The sequence below is a fragment of the Halomonas sp. EF61 genome, from assembly GCF_040147045.1.
Lineage (GTDB): Bacteria > Pseudomonadota > Gammaproteobacteria > Pseudomonadales > Halomonadaceae > Halomonas > Halomonas litopenaei.
In genome coordinates this window covers 761,437-785,850 of the sequence record NZ_JAMSHM010000001.1, presented here as the reverse complement: position 1 = coordinate 785,850, position 24,414 = coordinate 761,437, and the positions used below count along the sequence as shown (strand labels likewise).

The window sequence follows — 24,414 nt, the reverse complement described above, 5'->3', positions numbered from 1 at the left end:
CATCTGACTGTCGGTAAGTGCTCACAATGAATTACCTGATCAAGCAAGAGTAGCGACTGAAGGGTCAACGCTCGAGGCTAGAGTAGCTGGACCCTTGTAGTATGGGGCCATAGCTCAGCTGGGAGAGCGCCTGCCTTGCACGCAGGAGGTCAGCGGTTCGATCCCGCTTGGCTCCACCATTTCTCGATCTCGAGTAAAACAGTCGTCAAGTTCTAAGCAAGAGGCTTGTTCGCCATCAGGCGACATCAAGTCTCTCGCTTAGAGCTTTTGCTCTAACGCTCTTTAACAATGTATATCATGCTGACAAAGTAAGATACGTTTCAAGCGTATCCGGCAATTGTCGTGACATCATCGATTGACAGACCCTTTGGGGTTATATGGTCAAGCGATGAAGCGCATACGGTGGATGCCTAGGCAGTCAGAGGCGATGAAAGACGTGGAAGCCTGCGATAAGGTTCGGCGAGGTGGCAAACGACCTGCGACCCGGACATCTCTGAATGGGGAAACCCACCCAAGGTAACTTGGGTATCTCATGTTGAATATATAGACATGAGAGGCGAACCGGGGGAACTGAAACATCTAAGTACCCCGAGGAAAAGAAATCAACCGAGATTCCCCTAGTAGCGGCGAGCGAACGGGGACCAGCCCTTAAGCAACACAACTGGTAGGTGAACAGACTGGGAAGTCTGGCCATAGTGGGTGATAGCCCCGTAACCGAAACCTGAGTGTTGTGAAATCGAGTAGGTCGAGGCACGTGAAACCTTGACTGAAGACGGGGGGACCATCCTCCAAGGCTAAATACTCCTGACTGACCGATAGTGAACCAGTACCGTGAGGGAAAGGCGAAAAGAACCCCGGAGAGGGGAGTGAAATAGATCCTGAAACCGTATGCGTACAAGCAGTGGGAGCCAACTTGTTTGGTGACCGCGTACCTTTTGTATAATGGGTCAGCGACTTATTTTCAGTGGCGAGCTTAACCGTATAGGGGAGGCGTAGAGAAATCGAGTCTTAACTGGGCGACCAGTCGCTGGAAATAGACCCGAAACCGGGCGATCTATCCATGAGCAGGTTGAAGGTTGAGTAACATCAACTGGAGGACCGAACCAGGATCTGTTGAAAAAGATTTGGATGACTTGTGGATCGGAGTGAAAGGCTAATCAAGCCCGGAGATAGCTGGTTCTCCTCGAAAGCTATTTAGGTAGCGCCTCACGTATCACCGCCGGGGGTAGAGCACTGTTTCGGCTAGGGGGTCATCCCGACTTACCAACCCGAGGCAAACTCCGAATACCGGTGAGTGCAAGCGTGGGAGACACACAGCGGGTGCTAACGTCCGTTGTGAAAAGGGAAACAACCCAGACCGTCAGCTAAGGTCCCGAAATCCTGGTTAAGTGGGAAACGATGTGGGAAGGCTTAGACAGCTAGGAGGTTGGCTTAGAAGCAGCCATCCTTTAAAGAAAGCGTAATAGCTCACTAGTCGAGTCGGCCTGCGCGGAAGATGTAACGGGGCTCAAACCAGGTACCGAAGCTACGGGTTCGTCGAATGACGAGCGGTAGAGGAGCGTCGTGTAAGCCGATGAAGGTGTGTTGAGAAGCATGCTGGAGGTATCACGAGTGCGAATGCTGACATGAGTAACGACAAGGGGAGTGAAAAACTCCCCCGCCGGAAGACCAAGGGTTTCTGTTCGACGCTAATCGGAGCAGAGTGAGTCGGCCCCTAAGGCGAGGCCGAAAGGCGTAGTCGATGGGAAACGGGTCAATATTCCCGTACCTCACAGTATTGCGATGGGGGGACGAAGAAGGCTAGGTGAGCCAGGCGTTGGTTGTCCTGGTGAAAGCCGGTAGGCTGAGGATTCAGGTAAATCCGGATCCTCAAGGCCGAGAGGCGAGACGAACTGACTACGGTCAGGAAGTCATCGATGCCACGCTTCCAGGAAAAGCCTCTAAGCTTCAGATACTGTGAGACCGTACCCCAAACCGACACAGGTGGTCAGGTAGAGAATACCAAGGCGCTTGAGAGAACTCGGGTGAAGGAACTAGGCAAAATGGTGCCGTAACTTCGGGAGAAGGCACGCCGCATTAGGGTGAAGGTCCTCGCGACCGGAGCCTGACGCGGTCGAAGATACCAGGTGGCTGCAACTGTTTATTAAAAACACAGCACTCTGCAAACGCGCAAGCGGACGTATAGGGTGTGACGCCTGCCCGGTGCCGGAAGGTTAAGTGATGGTGTTAGCTCACGCGAAGCTCCTGATCGAAGCCCCGGTAAACGGCGGCCGTAACTATAACGGTCCTAAGGTAGCGAAATTCCTTGTCGGGTAAGTTCCGACCTGCACGAATGGCGTAATGATGGCCACGCTGTCTCCACCCGAGACTCAGTGAAATTGAAATCGCAGTGAAGATGCTGTGTACCCGCGGCTAGACGGAAAGACCCCGTGAACCTTTACTACAGCTTCACACTGGACGCTGATGTTGCTTGTGTAGGATAGCTGGGAGGCTTTGAAACCCTGTCGCCAGATGGGGTGGAGCCAACCTTGAAATACCAGCCTGGCATCATTGGCGTTCTAACTCAGGACCGTAATCCGGTTCGAGGACCGTGTGTGGTGGGTAGTTTGACTGGGGCGGTCTCCTCCCAAAGAGTAACGGAGGAGCACGAAGGTACCCTCAGCACGGTTGGAAATCGTGCAGTGAGTGCAAGAGCATAAGGGTGCTTAACTGCGAGACAGACACGTCGAGCAGATACGAAAGTAGGTTCTAGTGATCCGGTGGTTCTGTATGGAAGGGCCATCGCTCAACGGATAAAAGGTACTCCGGGGATAACAGGCTGATACCGCCCAAGAGTTCACATCGACGGCGGTGTTTGGCACCTCGATGTCGGCTCATCACATCCTGGGGCTGAAGTCGGTCCCAAGGGTATGGCTGTTCGCCATTTAAAGTGGTACGCGAGCTGGGTTTAGAACGTCGTGAGACAGTTCGGTCCCTATCTGCCGTGGGCGTTGGAGATTTGAGAAGCGCTGCTCCTAGTACGAGAGGACCGGAGTGGACGTACCTCTGGTGTTCCGGTTGTCACGCCAGTGGCATTGCCGGGTAGCTATGTACGGACGGGATAACCGCTGAAAGCATCTAAGCGGGAAGCCCCCTTCAAGATGAGATCTCCCTGAGGCCTTGAGCCTCCTAAAGGACCCAGCAAGACCAGCTGGTTGATAGGCCGGGTGTGGAAGCGCTGCAAGGCGTTGAGCTAACCGGTACTAATGGTCCGTGAGGCTTGACCATATAACACCCAAAGGGTTTTGGTCGATGATGTCTCGAATCAATTGACGGATACAATGAAACGTATCGTCAGCATGGTGTACGTTGTCTTTTTTCCGCCTGACGACCATAGCGAGTGGGAACCACCTGATCCCTTGCCGAACTCAGAAGTGAAACCGCTCAGCGCCGATGGTAGTGTGGGGTCTCCCCATGCGAGAGTAGGTCATCGTCAGGCATTTATTCAGAAGAAGCCCGGTTATCGAGAGATAATCGGGCTTTTTCATATGCATGGGAAGACCCCTCTCTTTATATGTGGGGCCGCGCCGATAACCCCCTCGGCGCGGTCCGGCCGCTCGCAAGCTCGCGTCGTTCGTCCCCCCTTGCAGCTTCGCTGCAAACCCTGGGGTGACTCACCCCCATGCGACTACCCTGTCGGGAACAGGGGAGAACCGCCGCAGGCGGGCCTTGAGGAACGAAGGGCGAGTCTCGGGGATGAGACGAGTAGAAACATTGTTACCTTGGTGGCGTCATCCGGCAGTCTTCAGGGGCAGAGCGGCGCCTTGGGCGGGCGCTGTAGATCAGAAGGTCGGCCCGTCCGTCAGGTATCGATTCAAAAGAAGGCCCAATTCCGAGAGGAGTTGGGCCTTCTTTTGTGTAAAGAGTCGTACCCGCGCCACCGGTGAGCGCTATCGCCTGGAGGTTTGCGTGCCGGACGCGCTGCGCCCGGCACAGGGCTACCTCGATAGCCTGTTCGCCATCAGCCCCTAGCTGTGAGGGGGCGACGGCTAACTGCCGCCGCGGATTGAGCGGTGCATCAACGACTATCAGGCACGACTTGTACAGGCCTGTCTTCCCAGTTCGTGCTGTTTGGTGGCGAGGACCAGGGCAGTGTGGGGTGGCCAGCAGCATGTCAGGTCATCGAGCAGCTGAGCCAGCGCTATAACCAGAATCTTCCACCAGAAGGGGAGAGTGGCGACCGACAAACTTGATTTAGGCTTGTGCGATACGCGGGTTGAAGCACGGCGGCTGGACCTCCATCTTGTACAAGCACGTGACAGATAGAGTCGATTGTCTAATTTATCGATCCATGGAGGATGTCATGACGCAGCAAGTGGAAGGCAAACGTGTCGCGATTCTCGCCACCCACGGTTTCGAGGAGTCGGAGCTGGCGGTACCCAAGGCGAAGCTTCAGCAGCAGGGCATCGTGGTGCACGTGGTCTCCCCGGAGGCCAAGGGCATCAAGGCCTGGGCAGAAAACGACTGGGGTGATACCTACGACGTCGACGTGGCCTTGGATGATGTCAGCGAACATGACTATCACGCCCTGGTGTTGCCCGGCGGCCTGTTCAATCCCGACGCCCTGCGCCAGGACGAGAAGGCCTTGAGCTTCGTCAAGGCTTTCTTCCAGGCCCACAAGCCGGTGGCAGCGATCTGCCACGCCCCCTGGATCCTGATCAACGCCGGGGTGGTCGAAGGTCGCAGGCTGACCTCCTACCCGAGTGTCGAACAGGATCTGCGCAATGCAGGCGCCGATTGGGTCGACGAGCAGGTAGTGGTGGATAACGGCCTGGTGACCAGCCGTAAGCCCGATGATCTGGATATCTTCTGCCACAAGCTGGTCGAGGAAATCCACGAAGGGCGTCACGAGAAGCAGCACGCCTGACGCTGTTCGATACAGCAACCTGGCGGAACGCAACAGGCCCCCGGCGACTTGGTCGCCGGGGGCCTGTTGCGTGTCGAGGTGGTGTTGGCTGGTGATGTAGCCGAGCCAGTTCGACGGGCTAGTTCGAAGGGCTGGTTCGACGGGCCTATTTGACGGTGGAAGAAGCGTTCATTGATGGAGTGACCGAATCGGTCTGTTCCTCGCCAGTGGGCTCGATGCGCTTTACGCCGAACCAGCCGGTCCAGGGCCCGATCATGGCAAGCAGGATCGAGAAGACGATACCCAGGTAGTTGAACAGCGCCCAGGGAGCGTAGTCCAGTGTGGCAACACCCAAGGTACCTGCCATGTAGACGGCGGAGACGGTCCAGGGGGCCAGCGGCTCGGGAATCATGCCGCCGTCTTCCATGCTGCGCGACAGATTGAGCTGGTGGAGGCCTCGCTTGCGATATTGCTCGGCGAACAGCTCACGGGTCAAAAAGAAGGTCACATAGCTGTTGCCGGTGGCCAGGATGATGGTACTGCTGGCCGCCAGCGAGGCCAGGATGGTGCCGCGGGCGGAGCGCACGTAGGCCAGGCTGCGATCGAGCACGACCTTGAGGATGCCGGCTGCCTCCAGCGCCGAGGCAAAGAAGAAGGCGCACAGCGCGAACAGCACTGCTCCGTGCATGCTGTAGAGCCCGCCACGGTTCAGCAGGCTGACCAGTGCCGGGGGCAGGGTGGCGACGTCCAGGCCCGGGTTGAAGCCGGCCAGCAGGCTGACGTTGAAGCCCGAGACTGCGGACTTGGCCACCGCCTCGGGGCTGGCGCCCTGGAGCAGTATCGCCAGCAGGGCGGCGCAGGCCGAGGCCAGGAACAGTACCACCAGGGTCGGCTTCTTGCGCACCGAGCCGAACAGCACGATGGCCACCGGCAGCAGCAACAGGAGGTTCAGCTGATAGAGCCCGCCGATGGTCTCGGCGCTGGCGGCGATGGCCTCCGGGGTGCCCTCTGCCAGGTCCATGTTGAGGCCGAGTATCAGGTAGACCACAGCGGCCACCACGCTGGCGGGCAGTGAGGTGTACATCAGGTGGCGGATGTGTCGGTACAGGTCTTCGCCTACCACCATGGAAGCCATGATGGTGGTGTCCGACAGCGGCGACAGCTTGTCGCCGAAGTAGGCGCCCGAGAGCACCGCGCCGGCGGTGATCGCCAGGTTGATGTCCATGGCCGCGGCGATGCCCATGATGGCCACCCCCAGGGTCCCGGCGGAGCCCCAGGAGGTGCCGGTGAAGGTGGAGACGATGGCGGTGCCGAAGAACGCCATGACGTACAGGTAGCGGGGGTCGATCAGCTCCAGGCCATGGTAGATGAAGTAGGGAATGGTGCCCGAGATCATCCAGGTGCCGATGATGATACCGATGCTGTAGAGCACCAGTAGCGCGGACAGGGCGGTGCGTACCTTGTTGCCCATGATGTCCATGACGCCTTCCCAGGTCCCGCCGTGCAGCAGACTGAACAGGGTGGCGGCGGCGCCCAGGGTGATCAGCACCAGTTCGGTGGGTAGGCCCGCTACCACGATGCCGTAGACGATGGCGAAGGCGATGGCGGTCAGCAGCATCAGGGATGGAACAAGACCAGGTTGTCGTTGTGTAGCTGGCATGGGATGTCCTCCTCGTGGTGATCAGCGGTCGAGCGCGGCGAACCCCCGCTCGAGGTCGTCGATGATGTCGTCGATGTGTTCAAGCCCGATGGCCAGGCGAATCAGCGGCTGGCCGCTGCCGTCGGGGCGCATGGGAGACAGCGCAAGACTTTCGTAGCCGCCCCAGCTGACGCCGATACGCATCAGTTCGAGGGCGTCGATGAAATTCGCGATGCGCGAGTAGCTGGGGTGGTGAAGCGCAAGGCTGAGCAGGCCAGAATGGCCGTGCAGCTGGCGGGCGGCCCAGTCGGCGGCGGCGCCTTTGGTGAGGCTCGGGTGATGCACCGCTGCGACCTGCGGGTGGTCAGCGAGAAAACGGGCGACCGCCAAGGCGTTGCGCTGATGCTCGGCCATGCGCACCGGCAGGGTGCGTAGACCGCGCAGGATCAGCGAGGCGCTGTGGGGCGACAGGGCGGCGCCCAGCAACTGGTGACCGTTGGCGAAGAGCCTGTCGATCAGCTCGGCGTCGGCGATAACTGCGCCGCCGACCACGTCGCTGTGCCCGCCGATGTACTTCGACAGCGAGTGCACCACCATATCGATGCCGTGGGTAAGCGGCTTCTGGAACAGCGGGGTGGCCCAGGTGTTGTCGATCAGCGTGAGGATGCCGCGTTTCCGGGCGATGGCGGAGATAGCCTCGAGGTCTGCCAGCTCCATGCGCAGCGATGACGGACTCTCGATGTAGATCAGGCGGGTCTCGGGCCGCAGGTGGTCGCTCAATTGCTGGTCACCGGCGATACCGTCGTGGCTGACGCCGTAGCGGGCCATATGGTCGAGCAACTCGACGCTCGGCCCGTAGGTCTGGTTGATGCGCAGGACGTGGTCGCCGTGCTTCAGCAACGAGAATAGCGTGGCGGAGATGGCGCCCATGCCGGAGGCAAAGGCCTTGCAGGCCTGCCCACGTTCCAGCGCCGCCAGCTTGTCCTCCAGCAACTTGACGGTGGGATTGAGCCCTCGGCTATAGATGAAGCGTTCGCGTTCGGCCAGCTGTGCGCGGCTGAAGCTATCAAGGTCCGGGAAGGTGAAGATGCTGGTCTGGTAGACGGGAGGTGCCACGGCGCCGTGATGATCCTGGCGCTGTTCGAAGGCGTGACTACAGATATGGCGATCCTGTGGGTCCACGGTGCGGTCTCCGCAAGCAGGGTGGATTTAGCTATCAGCCTGTCTGATAGCTAAGCTAGCACGGCCCTGCTGGCCCCACAATTGATCCAGAAGAGGTTTGCCGTTACCGTCGATCAGTCCCCTGGACGCCTTTCCTTCCTGGATGCCAACGTCATGAAACGACTCTACTTATCGGACACCGTCGCCGGAGAGATCAGCGCCTATATCGCCAAAGAGCAGTTGGCGCCGGGGGCGCGCCTACCCTCGGTGGGGGAGTGGATGGAGCGCCTGGAGGTAGGTCGATCTACCCTCCGGGAGGGCCTCAAGAAGCTCCAGGCCGAGGGCATCATCGAGGTGGTCAACGGCAAGGGGATCTTCGTCAGCGAACAGCGGACCTTTCAACTGCTGGCCAGTCTTGGCATCCACGACGCCAGGGCGCATCTGCTGGAGATGCTCGAGGTTCGCCAGGCGCTGGAGGCCCAGGCCATTCTGTTAGCCGTGCGGCACGCCGAAGAGGCCGCCTTCGAGGCCATGGCCGGCCACCTGGATGACTATCGACGTGCTCGGGCGAGGGAGGATTTCCTCGCGGTCAGCGAGGCCGACGCGGCCTTTCACCTTGCGATCTATCAGGCCTGCGGCAATCGCGTGCTGGTTGGGCTGATCCAGATGATGCACGACGAGCTGTACCTGTCCTGGGACTCGCCGGACGATCGTCATGAAGTGTTTGACGCAAGTTTTGCCCACCACGAAGACCTGCTCGAGGCCATGCGGCGGCGTGATGAGCAGGCCGCTCTGGCCGCCTTCGACAACCTGGTCGGTGCCACGCGCAAGAGCGTCGAGGCCATGGTGTCGTGAAGACGCCGGCCTGGTGGCTGGTTCGTTGCGCCTGCAGCAATAGCGTACAGGGCGGGCTTCGCCCATCAGATATTGCTGCTTCGATGCAGCAAGCAGCGACGCAGTGGCCAGTCAGTAGGCGGCTGGCATTGGCGTTGTGGAGGACTTTCGAGTCCAGGCTCCGGCATTGTCCGCGTGGCTACAATCGAGCAGAGTGGCGGACGCTTGCATGGTGCCATTTTCCTTTTGCTCGCCACCGCCCGCCGGTGCTCGTAACACCTGGAGGAGTTGCTCAGAGGCACACCCACAGGAGTGTTGCAGACGCGTGGATTTCCGGCGACAGGCGACATTCGATAGACTATGCCCTTTTCCCGTGGAAGGGGCGAGGGATGACCATTGGTGAGCTGATTCGGCTGTTGAGTGACGGCGAGTTCCACTCCGGCCAGCAGCTGGGGGAAAAGCTGGGCGTGTCGCGGGCGGCGGTGTGGAAGCAGCTGCGCAAGCTTGAGGATCTCGGCATCCCCATGGAGGCGGTCAAGGGGCAGGGGTATCGGCTAGCCGAACCCCTTGAGCTGCTCGATGGGCCCTCGGTGGTAGCCGCGTTGTCACGCGAGTCGCGTCGGCACCTCTCGCGCCTCTTCGTGGAAGACACCCTGCCCTCGAGCAACGAGTTCCTGCGCGAGCGTTTTCGTCAGGGAGCAGGGCACGCTGAGGCCTGCCTGGTCGAACAGCAGAGCGCCGGCCGTGGGCGGCGCGGGCGCACCTGGACGACCCCCTGGGGGCGCACGCTGATGTGCTCCGTGGGCTGGCGCTTCGATTCGGGTGTCGCTGCCCTGGAAGGCCTCAGCCTGGCCATCGGTGTGGTGCTGGCCCAGGTGCTGGAACGCCATGGGCTCAAGCCCGGGCTGAAGTGGCCCAACGACGTGCTGTTGCCCTTGGGTCCGCAAGGATTGGATGAGCAGGCAGCGACCGGGCAGGGGGCGGGTCAGCAGGGCTTTGGCAAGCTGGCCGGTATTCTGGTCGAGATGAGCGGTGACGCCGCCGGCCCCTGCGAGGTGGTGCTCGGCATGGGCATCAACGTGGATCTGCCGGAGAGCTTCCGGGCGAAGATCGATCAGCCGGTCGCTTGTGTGCATGATCAGGCTCCGGGGCTATCCCGTAACGTGCTGGCGGCCGAATTGCTGGACGGCCTGCTGGGCATGCTGGCAGGTTTCGAGGAGCAGGGGTTCGATGCCTGGCGCGACGCCTGGAACGCACGTCACGCCTTTGCCGGTTGGGACATCGAGATCATTCGAGGGGAGCAGCGCGAGCTGGCCCAGGCAGGAGACGTGGATGGCAGTGGCAATCTCTGGGTGCGCAAGGGCATTGACGGAGAGCGGCAAGAGCGCCTGGTGGGAGGAGAGATCAGCGTGCGGGCTCGCCCATGATTCTTGATCTGGATATCGGCAATACCCTGTCCAAGTGGCGCCTGAAGGACGCTGACAGCAGCGAGATTCGCTCCAGGGGCGCGGTGTGGACCCGGGAGGAGTGGAAGCCCGGGTCGGACATTCCCGACCTCGACGTGGTCGAGACGGTGCGCATTTCCAGTGTAGCGAGGCGTTCGGTGCTGGCGCAGACCGAGTCGCTGCTCAAGGACCGGGTGCGTTCGGTGCACGTGGCGCGCTCCTGCCACGAAGCGCTGGGCGTCACCAACGGCTATCACGAGCCGGGTCGACTGGGCGTGGATCGCTGGATGGGGGTGCTGGCGGGCTATCAGCTTGCCGGTGCCAGCTGCACGGTGGACTGTGGCAGTGCCATCACTATCGACTTCGTGCTGCCAGGCGGGCGTCATCTCGGGGGGTACATCCTGCCGGGGCTGCGTCTGATGAAAGAAAGCCTGAAGCTGGGCACCCGCAACGTGGCCATCGACCCGGACAGCGAGGCAGACGAGTTGCTCGCTCCTGGGCGGCGCACGGTAGAGGCGGTCAATCACGGTATCTACATGGCCGCTGTCAGCGCGGTCAATCGGATCTACAGCGAGGTCTGTGATCGTGAAGGGGTGGCGCTACCCATGCTGGTCACCGGCGGCGATGCCAGGGTGGTGTCTCGTGGTATTCGCGTACCCCACGCGATCTGGCCGGACATGGTCTACGCCGGCCTTGAAGCGTGTTTCCCTCTGACCGCGGCGGAGCGTGCCGGCAAGATGGCCGGGGCGCCGGTGCCGCCGGCTCCGGTAGCGCTGGAAAAGATCCGGGCGGGGTTGGCCTTCTCGATGCTGCTTTGATGCGTTGGTGACATGACTGACGGTATAACCGCGCTGGAGGCGGCTCTCTTTCCGGCCTCTGACGGCGGCAGAACGTGCCGGCAAGATGGCGGGGGCGCCGGTGCCACCGGCTCCGGTGGCGCTGGAAAAGATCCGTGCGGGCCTGGCGTTTTCGATGCTGCTGTGACCGTGGTTTTCCGGCGCGCCGGAAAAAAAGCCTATGGAAGCCTTGCGTTATCCATTCTGCTTTGACACAATGCGCCGCGTTCCGAGGTACAGCGACCCGCGGGTTGCAGGCTGCCGTCGAGACAGGTTGTAAGAATTTTGCGTACAGCTTGATTCTTTTAAAACAACCACTTGACTTCTCGGGGCAGGGCGATAAAATACGTCGCCAGTTGGAGGGGTTCCCGAGTGGCCAAAGGGAGCAGACTGTAAATCTGCCGCGAAAGCTTCGAAGGTTCGAATCCTTCCCCCTCCACCAGATTTTGATCGATCAGAGTTGTGGTTTCTGGTTGATGTGGAGCAGGCGGTCGGACGCTGCCAGGCTGGTTTGGGTTCGGTGGGCTTTGCTTCAGCAAAGAAGGTTTAGTACCGATTTTGCGGGCATAGTTCAATGGTAGAACCTCAGCCTTCCAAGCTGATGATGCGGGTTCGATCCCCGCTGCCCGCTCCAGAGTTTAGGCAATGTGAAGTAGTTGGATTGCCGAAGAGTGCGCTCATGTAGCTCAGGGGTAGAGCACACCCTTGGTAAGGGTGAGGTCGACGGTTCAAATCCGTCCATGAGCTCCATCTAAGAAAAGCGAGCCTAGGCTCGCTTTTTCTTTCTCCGCCGCGTCTGCAGGGTGGAGGGGGTTGCCAGGCGAGATCCGTTTCGCTATCATGGCGCCCGCTGTTGCAGAGGCTGCCCGCAAAGGGTGGTTTGCATCGAGTACAGGCCAGTAGCTCAATTGGCAGAGCAGCGGTCTCCAAAACCGCAGGTTGGGGGTTCGATTCCCTCCTGGCCTGCCAGTCTTCCCCAGGCTGGCAGTTTTTTATATACTTTCGTGTTTCGATTGCCGCGCCCTGAGGAGTCTCGTTTTCATGAAGCATAACGCCGAGGTGCAGGAGTCGCGCCACGACGGGCTCAAGTGGGCGGTTGTCGTCGTTCTTCTGGTGCTGGCCGTCGTTGGCAACACCTACTTTGCCGACCAGCCGCTTCTGTATCGTGTTCTGGGCGTTGTTGCCCTGTCTGTCGTTGCTGCCCTGGTCGCATTGACCACCACCAAGGGGCGTGAATTGGTGGAGCTGGCGCAGAGCGCCAGGAAGGAAATTCAACGTGTCGTCTGGCCGACGCGCCCCGAGACCATTCAGACCACCGCCATCGTGCTGGTGGCTGTGCTGGTGGTCGGGCTGCTGCTCTGGTTGGTCGACACGCTGCTCAGCTGGGCGATGTCCGGCGTCATCGGTTAGGAGTCTTCATGTCCAAGCGTTGGTACGTCGTCCACGCCTACTCCGGCTTCGAGAAGCACGTCATGCGCTCGCTGATCGAGCGCGTGAAGATGCACGGCATGGAAGATCTCTTTGGTGAGATTCTGGTGCCGACCGAAGAAGTCGTCGAGATGCGTGACGGCAAGCGCCGCAAGAGTGAGCGCAAGTTCTATCCCGGCTACGTGCTGGTCGAGATGGAAATGGTCGACGAGACCTGGCACCTGGTCAACGAGACGCCCCGTGTCATGGGCTTTATCGGCGGGACCAAGGAGAAGCCGGCGGCGATCACTCAGCGCGAGGCCGACGCCATTCTCAGTCGCGTCAGGGATGGGGCCGAAAAGCCGCGTCCCAAGACCATGTTCGAGCCCGGTCAGTCGGTGCGCGTCATCGATGGCCCCTTCGCCGATTTCAACGGCGTGGTCGAAGAGGTCAACTACGACAAGAGTCGTCTGCAGGTCAGCGTGCTGATCTTCGGGCGCGCCACTCCCGTCGAGCTGGAGTTTTCCCAGGTCGAGAAGGAGTAGGTCGACAAGTTTCTTACGGTGGGTCTGCTCAGGCAGGCCCGCCGTCATGTGCTGAAAGTTTTCAGTGCGTAGGGGTCGCCTCGAGAGGCGGCCGTTTTGTCCGGGGAGCCGCAAGGCGCTACTACCCAACTGGAGTCCATCATGGCCAAGAAAGTACAGGCTTACATCAAGCTGCAGGTTGCAGCTGGTAAGGCCAACCCGAGTCCCCCCGTGGGTCCCGCGCTGGGTCAGCACGGTGTCAACATCATGGAATTCTGCAAGGCGTTCAACGCCGAGACGCAGAACATCGAGCCGGGTCTCCCGACTCCCGTGGTCATCACCGTCTACTCCGACCGCAGCTTCACCTTCGTCACCAAGACACCGCCCGCCGCGGTGCTGCTGAAGAAGGCCGCTGGCATCAAGTCCGGCTCTGGTGAGCCGAACAAGAAGAAGGTCGGTACCGTGACCCGCGAGCAGCTCGAAGAGATCGCCAAGACCAAGGAGCCGGACATGACGGCTGCCGATCTCGACGCCGCGGTGCGTACCATTGCCGGTAGCGCCCGCAGCATGGGCCTCAACGTGGAGGGTCTCTGATCATGGCAAAGCTTACCAAGCGCGCAAAGCAGATTCGCGACAAGGTTGACGCCACCAAGGTCTACTCCATCGACGAGGCCGTGGCTCTGCTCTCCGAGCTGTCCACCGTCAAGTTCAAGGAGTCGCTGGACGTCGCCATCAACCTGGGCGTCGATCCGCGTAAATCCGACCAGGTGGTTCGCGGTGCGACCGTGATGCCCAACGGTACCGGCAAGGACGTGCGCGTTGCCGTCTTTACCCAGGGTGCCAACGAAGAAGCCGCCAAGGAAGCCGGTGCCGACATCGTCGGTATGGACGACCTGGCCGAGCAGGTCAAGAAAGGCCAGCTCGACTTCGACGTGGTCATTGCCTCGCCGGACGCCATGCGTGTCGTCGGCCAGCTGGGTCAGATCCTGGGTCCGCGTGGCCTGATGCCGAACCCCAAGGTCGGCACCGTGACCCCCGACGTCGCTACCGCCGTCAAGAACGCCAAGGCCGGTCAGGTGCGTTTCCGTACCGACAAGAACGGCATCATCCACACCACCCTGGGCAAGGTCGATTTCGAAGCCGACGCCATCAAGGGCAACCTGGATGCGCTGCTCGCCGACCTGAAGAAGCTCAAGCCGAGCACTTCCAAGGGCGTGTACTTCAAGAAGATGACCCTGTCCACCACCATGGGCCCGGGTCTGACCGTCGATCACTCCGCGCTGGTGTGATGCGACACAAGAGGCAAGACACTTTGCGGTCCCCGTGCCGGGTGATTCACCCGGCCGGCGGGGCACCGTCAAAGACCGCAGGCGCCGCCGCCTGACCTTCGGGTCTGCCGGCGGCTTAATCGCCCCCGGGCACCTGCGCAGATGGTGTTGCCGCCAGGCATCTGGTGAGCACCATCATTGAAGCCCCTCTTCTACGGAAGGGGAGATGGTAACCATCGGAGCCCTCGGGTTCCGGCACGAAGGAGTGATCACAGTGGCACTAGCACTCGAAGGCAAGAAGGCAATTGTTGCCGAGGTCAGTGAAGTCGCCAAGGATGCACTCTCCGTCGTAGTTGCCGACTCTCGCGGCGTCGCGGTCCACAAGATGACCGAACTGCGTAAGCAGGCTCGCGAGAATGGCGTCCAGGTGCGTGTTGTGCGCAACACCCTGGCACGCCGCGCCCTGACCGGTACTCCCTGGGAGTGCCTGTCAGAGACCTTCGTTGGTCCGACTCTGCTGGCCTTCTCCAACGAACATCCGGGCGCTGCCGCTCGTCTGTTCAAGGAGTTCGCCAAGGATGAGAAGAACTTCGAAGTCAAGGCGCTGGCCTATGAAGGTGAGCTGATCCCGGCAAGCGATATCGACCGTCTGGCGACCCTGCCGACCTACGATGAGGCGATCGCCAAGCTGATGTCCGTCATGAAGGAAGCTTCTGCCGGCAAGCTGGTTCGTACTCTCGCTGCGCTGCGCGACCAGAAGCAGGAAGAAGCCGCTTAAGGCGTCGTCCTGTCGACCGACCACGATCCATTTCGCGTTCTCGGGTGACCGAGACGCCCGCAAAGTTAGGAATCTAGACAATGGCACTGACCAAAGAAGATATCATCAACGCCGTCTCCGACATGTCCGTCATGGAAGTCGTCGAGCTGATCGAAGCCATGGAAGAGAAGTTCGGCGTTAGCGCCGCTGCTGCTGTCGTGGCTGGCCCGGGCGCTGGTGGCGAAGCCGCCGCTGCCGAAGAGCAGACCGAGTTCGACCTGGTGCTGACCTCCGCTGGCGACAAGAAGGTCAACGTCATCAAGGCCGTCCGCGAGATCACTGGTCTCGGCCTGAAGGAAGCCAAGGGTGCCGTCGACGGCGCGCCGGCGACCATCAAGGAAGCGATGAGCAAGGACGACGCGGAAGAAGCCAAGAAGAAGCTGGAAGAAGCCGGCGCGTCCGTGGAGCTCAAGTAATCCTTGTGCCCATGGCTTTACGCGCTGCGTAAGCTTCCACGGCTGGTGGCGGGACGCCCGCTACCGGCCTTTTTCTGTTGTCACTAGCTGCCTGCCCCCAAGGGCCTGTAGCTTGCAGAATTCCGACGGCGAGTCACTCATCCGAGGACTTGCCGTCAGCGCCTGACGGAGACCGTCCGTCGGGTGGCGCCGACACGCATCGGTCACCCATGGTGAACAAGCTGGGGAATACAGATGGCTTACTCATACACTGAGAAAAAACGCATCCGCAAGGATTTCGGCAAACTGCCCCAAGTGATGGATGTGCCTTACCTGCTGGCCATCCAGCTTGATTCCTACTACGACTTTCTCCAGCAGGACCGCTCTCCCGAAGAGCGCATGGAAGTCGGCCTGCACGCCGCCTTCAGGTCCGTGTTCCCGATCGAGAGCTTCTCCGGCAACGCTGCGCTCGAGTACGTCAGCTATCGTTTCGGCACTCCGGCCTTCGACGTCAAGGAATGCCAGCTGCGCGGCGTCACCTACTCCGCTCCTCTGCGTGTCAAGGTTCGCCTGATCATCTACGACAAGGAGTCGTCGAACAAGGCCATCAAGGACATCAAGGAGCAGGAAGTCTACATGGGGGAAATCCCCCTGATGACCGAGAACGGTACCTTCGTGGTGAACGGTACCGAGCGCGTCATCGTGTCTCAGCTTCACCGTAGTCCCGGCGTGTTCTTCGATCACGACAAGGGCAAGAGCCACAGCTCCGGTAAGCTTCTGTACTCCGCTCGCGTGATTCCTTACCGCGGCTCCTGGCTGGACTTCGAGTTCGACCCGAAGGACAACGTCTTCGTGCGGATCGACCGTCGTCGCAAACTGCCGGCGTCCGTGCTGCTGCGCGCGCTGGGCATGAGCGCCGAGGAGATCCTCGACGAGTTCTTCGACACCAGCACCTTCCACATCGAGAAGTCCGGCTTCTCGGTGGAGCTGGTGCCGTCTCGCCTGCGTGGCGAGACCGCGACCTTTGACATCAAGGGCGCCGACGGTGAGGTCATCGTCGAAGAGGGGCGTCGTGTCACCCAGAAGCATATCCGCCAGTTGGAGAAGGCGGGTCTCGAGCGTCTGGAAGTGCCGATGGACTACCTGTTCGGCAAGACCCTGGCCAAGGATCAGATCAACCCCGCCACCGGCGAGCTGATCTGCCCCTGCAACTCCGAGATCACCCCGGAGCTGCTCGAGGCCCTCGGTCAGGCCGGCATCACCACCATCGAGACGCTCTACACCAACGATCTGGACTGCGGTCCCTTCGTCTCCGACACCCTCAAGCTGGACACCACCGGTTCCCAGCTCGAGGCGCTGGTCGAGATCTACCGCATGATGCGCCCCGGCGAGCCGCCCACCAAGGAAGCCGCCGAGACGCTGTTCAACAACCTGTTCTTCAGCGAAGACCGCTATGACCTGTCCGGCGTCGGCCGGATGAAGTTCAACCGTCGTCTGCGTCGTGATTCCGACACCGGTTCCGGTGTGCTGGATCGTACCGACATCCTCGACGTGCTGCGCGAGCTGATCAACATTCGTAACGGCTTTGGCGATGTCGACGACATCGACCACCTGGGCAACCGCCGCATCCGCTGCGTCGGCGAAATGGCAGAAAACCAGTTCCGTGTCGGCCTGGTGCGTGTCGAGCGCGCGGTCAAGGAGCGTCTGTCCATGGCCGAGAGCGAAGGCCTGATGCCTCAGGACCTGATCAATGCCAAGCCGGTGGCCGCTGCGGTGAAGGAGTTCTTCGGCTCCTCTCAGCTGTCCCAGTTCATGGACCAGAACAACCCGCTGTCCGAGGTGACCCACAAGCGTCGTGTGTCCGCTCTCGGCCCGGGTGGACTGACCCGTGAGCGCGCCGGTTTCGAGGTGCGTGACGTTCACGCTACCCACTACGGCCGTCTTTGCCCGATCGAGACGCCGGAAGGTCCGAACATCGGCCTGATCAACTCGCTGGCGACCTACAGCCACACCAACAGCTACGGCTTCCTCGAGACGCCGTACCGTAAGGTCGTGGATGGTGTGGTCACCGACGAGGTGGTGCACCTGTCGGCCATCGAGGAAGGTGACTTCGTCATCGCCCAGGCCTCGGCCACCGTCAACGCCGACAAGAAGCTGGTCGACGATCTGGTCCAGGTGCGTCACCGCGGCGAGACCACCTTCATGCGTCCCGAACAGGTGACGCTGATGGACGTGTCTCCGCGCCAGGTGGTGTCCGTCGCCGCCGCACTGATTCCGTTCCTCGAGCACGATGACGCCAACCGCGCCCTGATGGGTGCCAACATGCAGCGTCAGGCGGTGCCGACCCTGCGTGCCGACAAGCCGCTGGTCGGTACCGGCATGGAGCGCTTCGTCGCCCGTGACTCCGGTGTCTGTGCCGTGGCCCGTCGTGGCGGCGTGATCGACTCGGTCGACGCCAAGCGCATCGTGGTGCGGGTCAACGAAGACGAGATCATCGGCGGTGAGGCCGGTGTCGACATCTACAACCTGACCAAGTACCTGCGTTCGAACCAGAACACCTGCCAGAACCAGCGTCCGATCGTTCGCCCCGGCGACAACGTCGCGCGTGGTGACATCCTGGCCGACGGTCCGTCCGTCGACATGGGTGACCTGGCGCTTGGCCAGAACATGCGCATCGCCTTCATGCCGTGGAACGGCTACAACTTCGAGGACTCCATCCTGCTGTCCGAGCGGGTGGTCCAGGAAGACCGTTTCACTACTATCCACATCCAGGAACTGACCTGTGTGTCCCGTGACACCAAGCTGGGGCCGGAGGAGATCACCTCCGATATCCCCAACGTCGGTGAATCGGCACTGGGCAAGCTGGATGAGGCCGGTGTGGTGTACATCGGTGCCGAGGTCGGCGCCGGCGACATCCTGGTCGGCAAGGTCACGCCCAAGGGCGAGACCCAGCTGACCCCGGAAGAGAAGCTGCTGCGTGCGATCTTCGGTGAGAAGGCGTCCGACGTGAAGGACACCTCCCTGCGTGCCCCCACCGGCATGAAGGGCACCGTCATCGACGTTCAGGTGTTCACCCGCGACGGCGTCGAGAAGGACTCGCGCGCTCTGTCCATCGAGCAGATGCAGCTCGACGAGGTGCGCAAGGACCTGCAAGAGACCTACCGCATCGCCGAGGACGCCACCTTCGAGCGTCTCAAGCGCACCCTGTCCGGTCAGCCGGTCAACGGTGGTCCGCGCCTGTCCAAGGATGATGTGCTGTCCGAGGACTATCTCGAGGAGCTGCCGCGTCAGCAGTGGTTCAAGCTGCGCATGCAGGACGAGAAGCTCAATGAACTGCTGGCTCAGGCCGACGAGCAGCTCGAGAACCGTCGCAAGGAAATGGACGAGCGTTTCGAAGACAAGAAGCGCAAGCTCACCCAGGGCGACGATCTGGCGCCGGGCGTGCTCAAGATCGTCAAGGTCTACCTGGCGATCAAGCGTCGCCTGCAGCCGGGTGACAAGATGGCCGGCCGTCACGGTAACAAGGGTGTCATCTCGGCCATCATGCCGATCGAGGACATGCCGTTCGACGACAACGGTGAGCCCATCGACGTGGTGCTGAACCCGCTGGGTGTACCGTCGCGGATGAACGTCGGTCAGATCCTCGAGACGCACCTGGGCATGGCGGCCCGCGGTCTCGGCGTGAAGATCGAGCACATGCTGCGTGACGCCCGCGAGCAGCAGCTCACTCAGCTGCGCGAGTTCCTCGGTGAGGTCTACAACTCCACCCAGGGTACCCGCGTCGAGGAGATCGAGTCGCTGTCCGATGACGAGATCATCGCGCTGGCCAAGAACCTGAAGAAGGGCGTGCCGATGGCGACGCCGGTGTTCGACGGTGCCAAGGAGCACGAGATCAAGCACCTGCTGAAGCTGGCCGATCTGCCGGATTCCGGCCAGATGACCCTGTACGACGGGCGTACCGGCGAGTCGTTCGATCGTCCGGTGACGGTGGGCTACATGTACATGCTGAAGCTCAACCACCTGGTCGACGACAAGATGCACGCGCGTTCCACCGGCTCCTACTCGCTGGTCACCCAGCAGCCGCTGGGCGGCAAGGCGCAGTTCGGTGGTCAGCGCTTTGGTGAGATGGAGGTCTGGGCCCTGGAGGCCTACGGCGCCGCTTACACTCTGCAGGAAATGCTCACGGTCAAGTCCGATGACGTGGAAGGTCGTACCAAGATGTACAAGAGCATCGTGGATGGCGATCACACCATGCAGGCGGGCATGCCGGAATCCTTCAACGTATTGGTGAAGGAAATCCGCTCGCTGGGCATCGATATCGAACTGGAGAGCTGAGGCGGCCCGAAAGGCGCTTCAATGAATGACGGTCCGCGGGGAGCAATAGCTCCCCGCCCATGACAACTCCGCAACGGAGCCGACCTAATGAAAGATTTGGTGAAAGTCCTCAAATCGCAGTCACAGTCCGACGAGTTCGACGCGATCAAGATCACGCTCGCGTCGCCGGACATGATCCGCTCCTGGTCCTTTGGCGAGGTCAAGAAGCCGGAGACCATCAACTACCGGACTTTCAAGCCCGAGCGTGATGGCCTGTTCTGCGCCAAGATCTTCGGTCCGGTGAAGGACTACGAGTGCCTGTGCGGCAAGTACAAGCGCATGAAGCACCGCGGCATCATCTGCGAAAAGTGCGGCGTCGAAGTCACCAAGGCCGCCGTGCGCCGCGAGCGCATGGGGCACATCGAGCTGGCAAGTCCGGTCGCCCACATCTGGTTTCTGAAGTCGCTGCCGTCTCGCATCGGCATGCTGATGGACATGACCCTGCGCGACATCGAGCGCGTGCTCTATTTCGAGAGCTTCATGGTCGTCGATCCCGGCATGACCACCCTCGAGCGTGGCCAGCTGCTCAACGACGAGCAGTACTTCGAGGCCCTCGAGGAGTTCGGCGATGACTTCGACGCCCGTATGGGTGCCGAGGCCGTCCAGGCGATGCTCAAGGATATCGATCTCGAGGAAGAGATCGAGCGTCTGCGCGAAGAGATCCCGCAGACCAACTCCGAGACCAAGATCAAGAAGCTGTCCAAGCGTCTGAAGCTGCTCGAAGCCTTCCAGGGCTCCGGCAACGATCCGGCGTGGATGGTGATGGAAGTGCTGCCCGTGCTGCCGCCGGACCTGCGTCCGCTGGTACCGCTGGATGGCGGCCGCTTCGCGACCTCGGATCTCAACGATCTGTACCGTCGCGTGATCAATCGCAACAACCGCTTGAAGCGTCTGCTCGACCTCAACGCGCCGGACATCATCGTGCGCAACGAGAAGCGCATGCTGCAGGAGTCCGTCGATGCGCTGCTCGACAACGGTCGTCGCGGTCGCGCCATCACCGGCTCCAACAAGCGTCCGTTGAAGTCGCTGGCCGACATGATCAAGGGCAAGCAGGGGCGTTTCCGTCAGAACCTGCTGGGCAAGCGCGTCGACTACTCCGGCCGCTCGGTCATCACCGTGGGCCCGACCCTGCGTCTGCACCAGTGCGGTCTGCCCAAGAAGATGGCGCTTGAGCTGTTCAAGCCGTTCATCTACTCCAAGCTGCAGGCCAGCGGCCAGGCGTCCACCATCAAGGCCGCCAAGAAGATGGTCGAGCGCGAGCTGCCGGAGGTGTGGGACATCCTCGCCGACGTCATCCGCGAGCACCCGGTGCTTTTGAACCGCGCCCCGACCCTGCACCGTCTCGGTATCCAGGCGTTCGAGCCGCTGTTGATCGAAGGCAAGGCGATCCAGCTGCACCCGCTGGTGTGTGCCGCCTACAACGCCGACTTCGACGGTGACCAGATGGCCGTGCACGTGCCGCTGACGCTGGAAGCCCAGCTCGAAGCGCGCGCGCTGATGATGGCCACCAACAACGTGCTGTCACCGGCCAACGGCGAGCCGATCATCGTGCCGTCCCAGGACGTGGTGCTGGGTCTGTACTACATGACCCGCGAGCGCATCAACGCCAAGGGCGAGGGCATGGTGTTCTCCGACCTCAACGAGGTCGAGCGCGCCTTCGGCACCCAGAACGTGTCGCTGCACGCCCGCGTCAAGGTGCGCCTGGACGAGGTCGACATCGACGAAGAGACCGGCGAGCGCTCCGAGCACCGCCGTCTGCGTGACACCACCGTCGGCCGTGCGCTGCTGTTCCGCATCCTGCCGCAAGGGGTGCCCTTCGATCTGGTCGACCAGGCCATGAAGAAGAAGGCCATCTCCAAGCTGATCAACGAAGTGTATCGTCGCGCCGGTCTCAAGGCCGCGGTCATCTTCGCCGACCAGCTGATGTACACCGGCTTCCGTCTGGCCACCTGGTCCGGCGCCTCCATCGGCGTCAACGACTTCGTCATCCCGGACGCCAAGGCCGAGATCGTCGAGGCGGCCGAGGAAGAGGTCAAGGAAATCGAGGACCAGTTCTCCTCCGGTCTGGTGACCGCGGGCGAGAAGTACAACAAGGTCATCGATATCTGGGCGCGTGCCAACGACCAGGTCGCCAAGGCGATGATGGCGGGCATCTCCAAGGAGACCGTGATCGACCGCGAAGGCAAGGAAGTCGAACAGGACTCCTTCAACAGCGTGTTCATCATGGCCGACTCCGGTGCCCGTGGTAGCGCCGCCCAGATCCGCCAGCTGGCGGGTATGCGTGGTCTGATGGCCAAGCCGGATGGCTCTATCATCGAGACCCCGATCGTCGCCAACTTCCGCGAAGGTCTGAACGTACTCCAGTACTTCATCTCGACCCACGGTGCGCGTAAGGGTCTGGCGGATACCGCTCTGAAGACCGCCAACTCCGGTTACCTGACCCGTCGTCTGGTCGACGTCGCCCAGGACGTGGTCATCACCGAGGTCGACTGCGGCACCGAGCGTGGCCTGACCCTGCACCCGGTCATCGAAGGCGGCGACATCATCGTCTCGCTGGCCCAGCGTGTACTCGGCCGTGTGGTCGCTCAGGACGTCATCGACCCGAGCACCGACGAAGTGTTGATTCCGCGCGGCACCCTGCTGGACGAGGCCTGGTGCGAGCAGCTCGACACCATGGGCGTCGACGAGATCATCGTGCGCAGCACCATCACCTGTGAAACCAGTCACGGTGTGTGTTCGTCCTGTTACGGGCGCGATCTGGCCCGTGGCCACCAGGTCAACATCGGTGAGTCGGCCGGCGTCATCGCCGCCCAGTCCATTGGTGAGCCGGGTACCCAGCTGACCATGCGTACCTTCCACATCGGTGGTGCCGCCTCGCGGGCCTCTGCGGTGGACAGCGTCCAGGTCAAGCATGGCGGCAAGGTGCGCCTGCACAACATCAAGTACGTGGAACGTGCCGACGGCAAGCTGGTCGTGGTGTCGCGCTCCAGCGCCCTGGCGGTGGCCGACGAGCATGGCCGCGAGCGTGAGTACTACAAGCTGCCTTACGGTGCCGAGCTTTCGGTGCGTGACGGTGACGCGGTCGATCCCGGCCAGGCCGTGGCCAAGTGGGATCCGCACACCCACCCGATCGTCGCCGAAGCGGAAGGCCAGGTGCACTACGTCGACATGGACGAAGGCCTGACCATGCACCGCAGCGTCGACGAGATGACCGGTCTGTCCTCGATCGAGATCATCGAGTCCGCGGCGCGGCCGATGGCCGGTCGCGACAAGCGCCCGATGATCATGCTCAACGACGCCGCCGGCAAGCCGGTGACCGTCTCCGGCAGCGACACTCCGGTGCAGTACCCGCTGCCCGGCAAGGCGATCGTCACCGTCGACAATGGCTCGTCCATCGGCATCGGTGAGATCGTCGCGCGTATCCCGGTGGAGGCGTCCGGCAACAAGGACATCACCGGTGGTCTGCCGCGCGTGGCCGACCTGTTCGAGGCGCGCAAGCCGAAGGAGCCGTCCATCCTGGCCGAGATCAGCGGTGTGATCAGCTTCGGCAAGGAAACCAAGGGCAAGCGTCGTCTGACCATCACCCCGTCCGAAGGCGACCCCTTCGAGATGCTGATTCCCAAGTGGCGTCAGATCGCGGTGTTCGAGGGCGAGACGGTCGAGAAGGGCGAGGTGATCTCGGATGGTCCGAGCAACCCGCACGACATCCTGCGACTGCTCGGCATCGCCGAGCTGGCCAAGTACATCGTGGCCGAGGTACAGGACGTCTATCGTCTGCAGGGCGTTGGCATCAACGACAAGCACATCGAAGTGATCGTGCGTCAGATGCTGCGCAAGGTCGAGATCACCGACGCCGGTGACTCCGACTTCATTCCGGGTGATCAGGTCGAGCTGGTCCGTGTGCTGGAGCAGAATGCCGTGCTCCAGGCCAATGACAAGTTCCCGGCCAAGTACCAGCGCCTGCTGCTGGGTATCACCAAGGCCAGCCTGGCCACCGAGTCGTTCATCTCTGCGGCCTCCTTCCAGGAGACGACCCGCGTGCTGACCGAAGCGGCGGTCACCGGCAAGCGCGACTACCTGCGCGGCCTGAAGGAAAACGTGGTGGTGGGACGTCTGATCCCGGCCGGTACCGGTCTGACCCACCACGAGGAGCGTCGTCGCAAGCGTGAAGACACCGAGCGACTGCTCCAGCCGTCGGCCTACGACGTCGAGCAGGAGCTGGGCGCCCAGCTCACCGCGCTGGACTCGGACGACGACGAGATCTGATGTCGGCAAAAAGCCTGGAGCCTTTGCGGCTCCGGGCTTGACGCGCCTTGGCATCAGCCAGTAGAATGCGCAGCCTTTAACAGTGGGGTGGGTGTATCCGCGCCACTGTGAAAAGGCTTAGGCAACCCATTGGAGTCAGCTAACAGCTATGGCAACGATTAATCAGCTCGTGCGCAAGCCGCGCAAGCGTCAGGCCGCGAAGACCGACGTGCCTGCGCTTCAGGCCTGCCCGCAGAAGCGCGGCGTCTGCACCCGCGTCTACACCACCACCCCGAAGAAGCCGAACTCCGCACTGCGGAAGGTCTGCCGTGTGCGCCTGACCAACGGCTACGAGGTGTCCTCTTACATCGGCGGTGAAGGCCACAACCTCCAGGAGCACTCTGTGGTCCTGATTCGTGGCGGTCGAGTAAAGGACCTTCCGGGTGTGCGTTATCACACCGTTCGCGGCGCTCTCGACACCTCCGGTGTCCAGAACCGTCGTCAGGGCCGTTCCAAGTACGGCACCAAGCGTCCGAAGTCCTAAGGGCTGCGTCGCTTTCCATTACCAAGTTTGACCCGGTCTG

Annotated in this window: 15 protein-coding genes, 5 tRNA genes, 2 rRNA genes and 1 pseudogene; 21 read left to right on the top strand and 2 right to left on the bottom strand. The window is 61.5% G+C overall.

The features are described from left to right. Window positions 1–103 precede the first annotated feature (103 nt). The 4 genes from NFI08_RS03450 (at window position 104) to NFI08_RS03435 (ending at window position 4,906) form a co-directional block, all read left to right on the top strand. Window positions 104–179: transfer RNA gene (locus NFI08_RS03450), tRNA-Ala, on the top strand. A gap of 200 nt (window positions 180–379) precedes the next feature. Next, window positions 380–3,267: ribosomal RNA gene (locus NFI08_RS03445) — 23S ribosomal RNA — on the top strand. A 95-nt stretch (window positions 3,268–3,362) separates the two neighbouring features. Next, window positions 3,363–3,478 (top strand): 5S ribosomal RNA (gene rrf, locus NFI08_RS03440). Window positions 3,479–4,342: 864 nt separating this feature from the next. Then, complete coding sequence (locus tag NFI08_RS03435) at window positions 4,343–4,906, top strand: type 1 glutamine amidotransferase domain-containing protein (protein WP_124805273.1); 564 nt, start codon at window positions 4,343–4,345, stop codon at window positions 4,904–4,906. Between the two features lie 145 nt (window positions 4,907–5,051). Here NFI08_RS03435 and nhaC read toward each other — a convergent pair whose 3' ends face one another. Together nhaC and NFI08_RS03425 are read right to left on the bottom strand one after the other, a co-directional pair. Continuing rightward, entirely contained in the window at window positions 5,052–6,545 is a 1,494-nt protein-coding gene (gene nhaC / locus NFI08_RS03430) for a Na+/H+ antiporter NhaC (protein WP_349587230.1), read from the bottom strand. 21 nt (window positions 6,546–6,566) lie between these two features. Then, the gene (locus NFI08_RS03425; RefSeq protein WP_349587228.1) at window positions 6,567–7,706 is read right to left on the bottom strand and encodes a trans-sulfuration enzyme family protein; all 1,140 of its coding nucleotides are present in this window, start codon (window positions 7,704–7,706) and stop codon (window positions 6,567–6,569) included. Between the two features lie 153 nt (window positions 7,707–7,859). Between NFI08_RS03425 and NFI08_RS03420 the strand changes: the two genes are divergently transcribed. The 17 genes and pseudogenes from NFI08_RS03420 (at window position 7,860) to rpsL (ending at window position 24,374) form a co-directional block, all read left to right on the top strand. Beyond that, window positions 7,860–8,540 (top strand): FadR/GntR family transcriptional regulator, encoded by a 681-nt coding sequence (locus tag NFI08_RS03420; protein WP_222517136.1) that lies wholly within the window; start codon window positions 7,860–7,862, stop codon window positions 8,538–8,540. Window positions 8,541–8,908: 368 nt separating this feature from the next. Continuing rightward, window positions 8,909–9,946: a biotin--[acetyl-CoA-carboxylase] ligase gene (locus NFI08_RS03415; RefSeq protein WP_349587225.1), complete on the top strand. Its 1,038-nt coding sequence runs from the start codon at window positions 8,909–8,911 to the stop codon at window positions 9,944–9,946. After that, window positions 9,943–10,782, top strand: coding sequence for a type III pantothenate kinase (locus NFI08_RS03410; RefSeq protein ID WP_045990874.1), 840 nt, complete (start codon window positions 9,943–9,945; stop codon window positions 10,780–10,782). The genes NFI08_RS03415 and NFI08_RS03410 overlap by 4 nt, the downstream gene beginning before the upstream one ends. A gap of 55 nt (window positions 10,783–10,837) precedes the next feature. After that, window positions 10,838–10,948 (top strand): annotated as a pseudogene (locus tag NFI08_RS03405) (type III pantothenate kinase); the annotation flags it as partial. A 210-nt stretch (window positions 10,949–11,158) separates the two neighbouring features. Continuing rightward, window positions 11,159–11,242: transfer RNA gene (locus NFI08_RS03400), tRNA-Tyr, on the top strand. A gap of 118 nt (window positions 11,243–11,360) precedes the next feature. Next, window positions 11,361–11,434 (top strand) — tRNA-Gly (locus tag NFI08_RS03395). Between the two features lie 41 nt (window positions 11,435–11,475). Then, window positions 11,476–11,550, top strand: a tRNA-Thr gene (locus NFI08_RS03390). A gap of 143 nt (window positions 11,551–11,693) precedes the next feature. After that, a tRNA-Trp gene (locus tag NFI08_RS03385) sits at window positions 11,694–11,769 on the top strand. 72 nt (window positions 11,770–11,841) lie between these two features. After that, window positions 11,842–12,210, top strand: a complete 369-nt coding sequence (gene secE, locus NFI08_RS03380; protein ID WP_349587223.1) for a preprotein translocase subunit SecE — start codon at window positions 11,842–11,844, stop codon at window positions 12,208–12,210. Window positions 12,211–12,218: 8 nt separating this feature from the next. Further along, the gene (gene nusG, locus NFI08_RS03375) at window positions 12,219–12,752 is read left to right on the top strand and encodes a transcription termination/antitermination protein NusG (protein ID WP_045990872.1); all 534 of its coding nucleotides are present in this window, start codon (window positions 12,219–12,221) and stop codon (window positions 12,750–12,752) included. Window positions 12,753–12,893: 141 nt separating this feature from the next. After that, window positions 12,894–13,325, top strand: coding sequence for a 50S ribosomal protein L11 (gene rplK, locus NFI08_RS03370; RefSeq protein ID WP_045990871.1), 432 nt, complete (start codon window positions 12,894–12,896; stop codon window positions 13,323–13,325). Window positions 13,326–13,327: 2 nt separating this feature from the next. Continuing rightward, on the top strand, window positions 13,328–14,020 hold the full coding sequence (gene rplA, locus NFI08_RS03365; RefSeq protein ID WP_045990870.1) for a 50S ribosomal protein L1: 693 nt from the start codon (window positions 13,328–13,330) through the stop codon (window positions 14,018–14,020). A gap of 253 nt (window positions 14,021–14,273) precedes the next feature. Then, a complete protein-coding gene (gene rplJ / locus NFI08_RS03360; protein ID WP_045990869.1) occupies window positions 14,274–14,777 on the top strand; it encodes a 50S ribosomal protein L10 in 504 nt (167 codons plus the stop codon). A gap of 80 nt (window positions 14,778–14,857) precedes the next feature. After that, on the top strand, window positions 14,858–15,232 hold the full coding sequence (rplL, locus tag NFI08_RS03355) for a 50S ribosomal protein L7/L12 (RefSeq protein WP_108133877.1): 375 nt from the start codon (window positions 14,858–14,860) through the stop codon (window positions 15,230–15,232). A gap of 234 nt (window positions 15,233–15,466) precedes the next feature. Beyond that, entirely contained in the window at window positions 15,467–19,546 is a 4,080-nt protein-coding gene (gene rpoB / locus NFI08_RS03350) for a DNA-directed RNA polymerase subunit beta (RefSeq protein ID WP_108133878.1), read from the top strand. An 87-nt stretch (window positions 19,547–19,633) separates the two neighbouring features. Beyond that, complete coding sequence (rpoC, locus tag NFI08_RS03345; RefSeq protein ID WP_045990866.1) at window positions 19,634–23,851, top strand: DNA-directed RNA polymerase subunit beta'; 4,218 nt, start codon at window positions 19,634–19,636, stop codon at window positions 23,849–23,851. Between the two features lie 148 nt (window positions 23,852–23,999). Further along, window positions 24,000–24,374, top strand: coding sequence for a 30S ribosomal protein S12 (gene rpsL, locus NFI08_RS03340; protein ID WP_045990865.1), 375 nt, complete (start codon window positions 24,000–24,002; stop codon window positions 24,372–24,374). The last annotated feature ends 40 nt before the right edge of the window (window positions 24,375–24,414 follow it).

Coding starts and splice junctions, on each gene's coding strand:
- NFI08_RS03435 (WP_124805273.1), top strand. CDS start 4,343: ATGACGCAGCAAGTGGAAGGCAAACGTGTCGCGATTCTCGCCACCCAC.
- nhaC (WP_349587230.1), bottom strand. CDS start 6,545: ATGCCAGCTACACAACGACAACCTGGTCTTGTTCCATCCCTGATGCTG.
- NFI08_RS03420 (WP_222517136.1), top strand. CDS start 7,860: ATGAAACGACTCTACTTATCGGACACCGTCGCCGGAGAGATCAGCGCC.
- NFI08_RS03415 (WP_349587225.1), top strand. CDS start 8,909: ATGACCATTGGTGAGCTGATTCGGCTGTTGAGTGACGGCGAGTTCCAC.
- NFI08_RS03410 (WP_045990874.1), top strand. CDS start 9,943: ATGATTCTTGATCTGGATATCGGCAATACCCTGTCCAAGTGGCGCCTG.
- secE (WP_349587223.1), top strand. CDS start 11,842: ATGAAGCATAACGCCGAGGTGCAGGAGTCGCGCCACGACGGGCTCAAG.
- nusG (WP_045990872.1), top strand. CDS start 12,219: ATGTCCAAGCGTTGGTACGTCGTCCACGCCTACTCCGGCTTCGAGAAG.
- rplK (WP_045990871.1), top strand. CDS start 12,894: ATGGCCAAGAAAGTACAGGCTTACATCAAGCTGCAGGTTGCAGCTGGT.
- rplA (WP_045990870.1), top strand. CDS start 13,328: ATGGCAAAGCTTACCAAGCGCGCAAAGCAGATTCGCGACAAGGTTGAC.
- rplL (WP_108133877.1), top strand. CDS start 14,858: ATGGCACTGACCAAAGAAGATATCATCAACGCCGTCTCCGACATGTCC.
- rpoB (WP_108133878.1), top strand. CDS start 15,467: ATGGCTTACTCATACACTGAGAAAAAACGCATCCGCAAGGATTTCGGC.
- rpoC (WP_045990866.1), top strand. CDS start 19,634: ATGAAAGATTTGGTGAAAGTCCTCAAATCGCAGTCACAGTCCGACGAG.
- rpsL (WP_045990865.1), top strand. CDS start 24,000: ATGGCAACGATTAATCAGCTCGTGCGCAAGCCGCGCAAGCGTCAGGCC.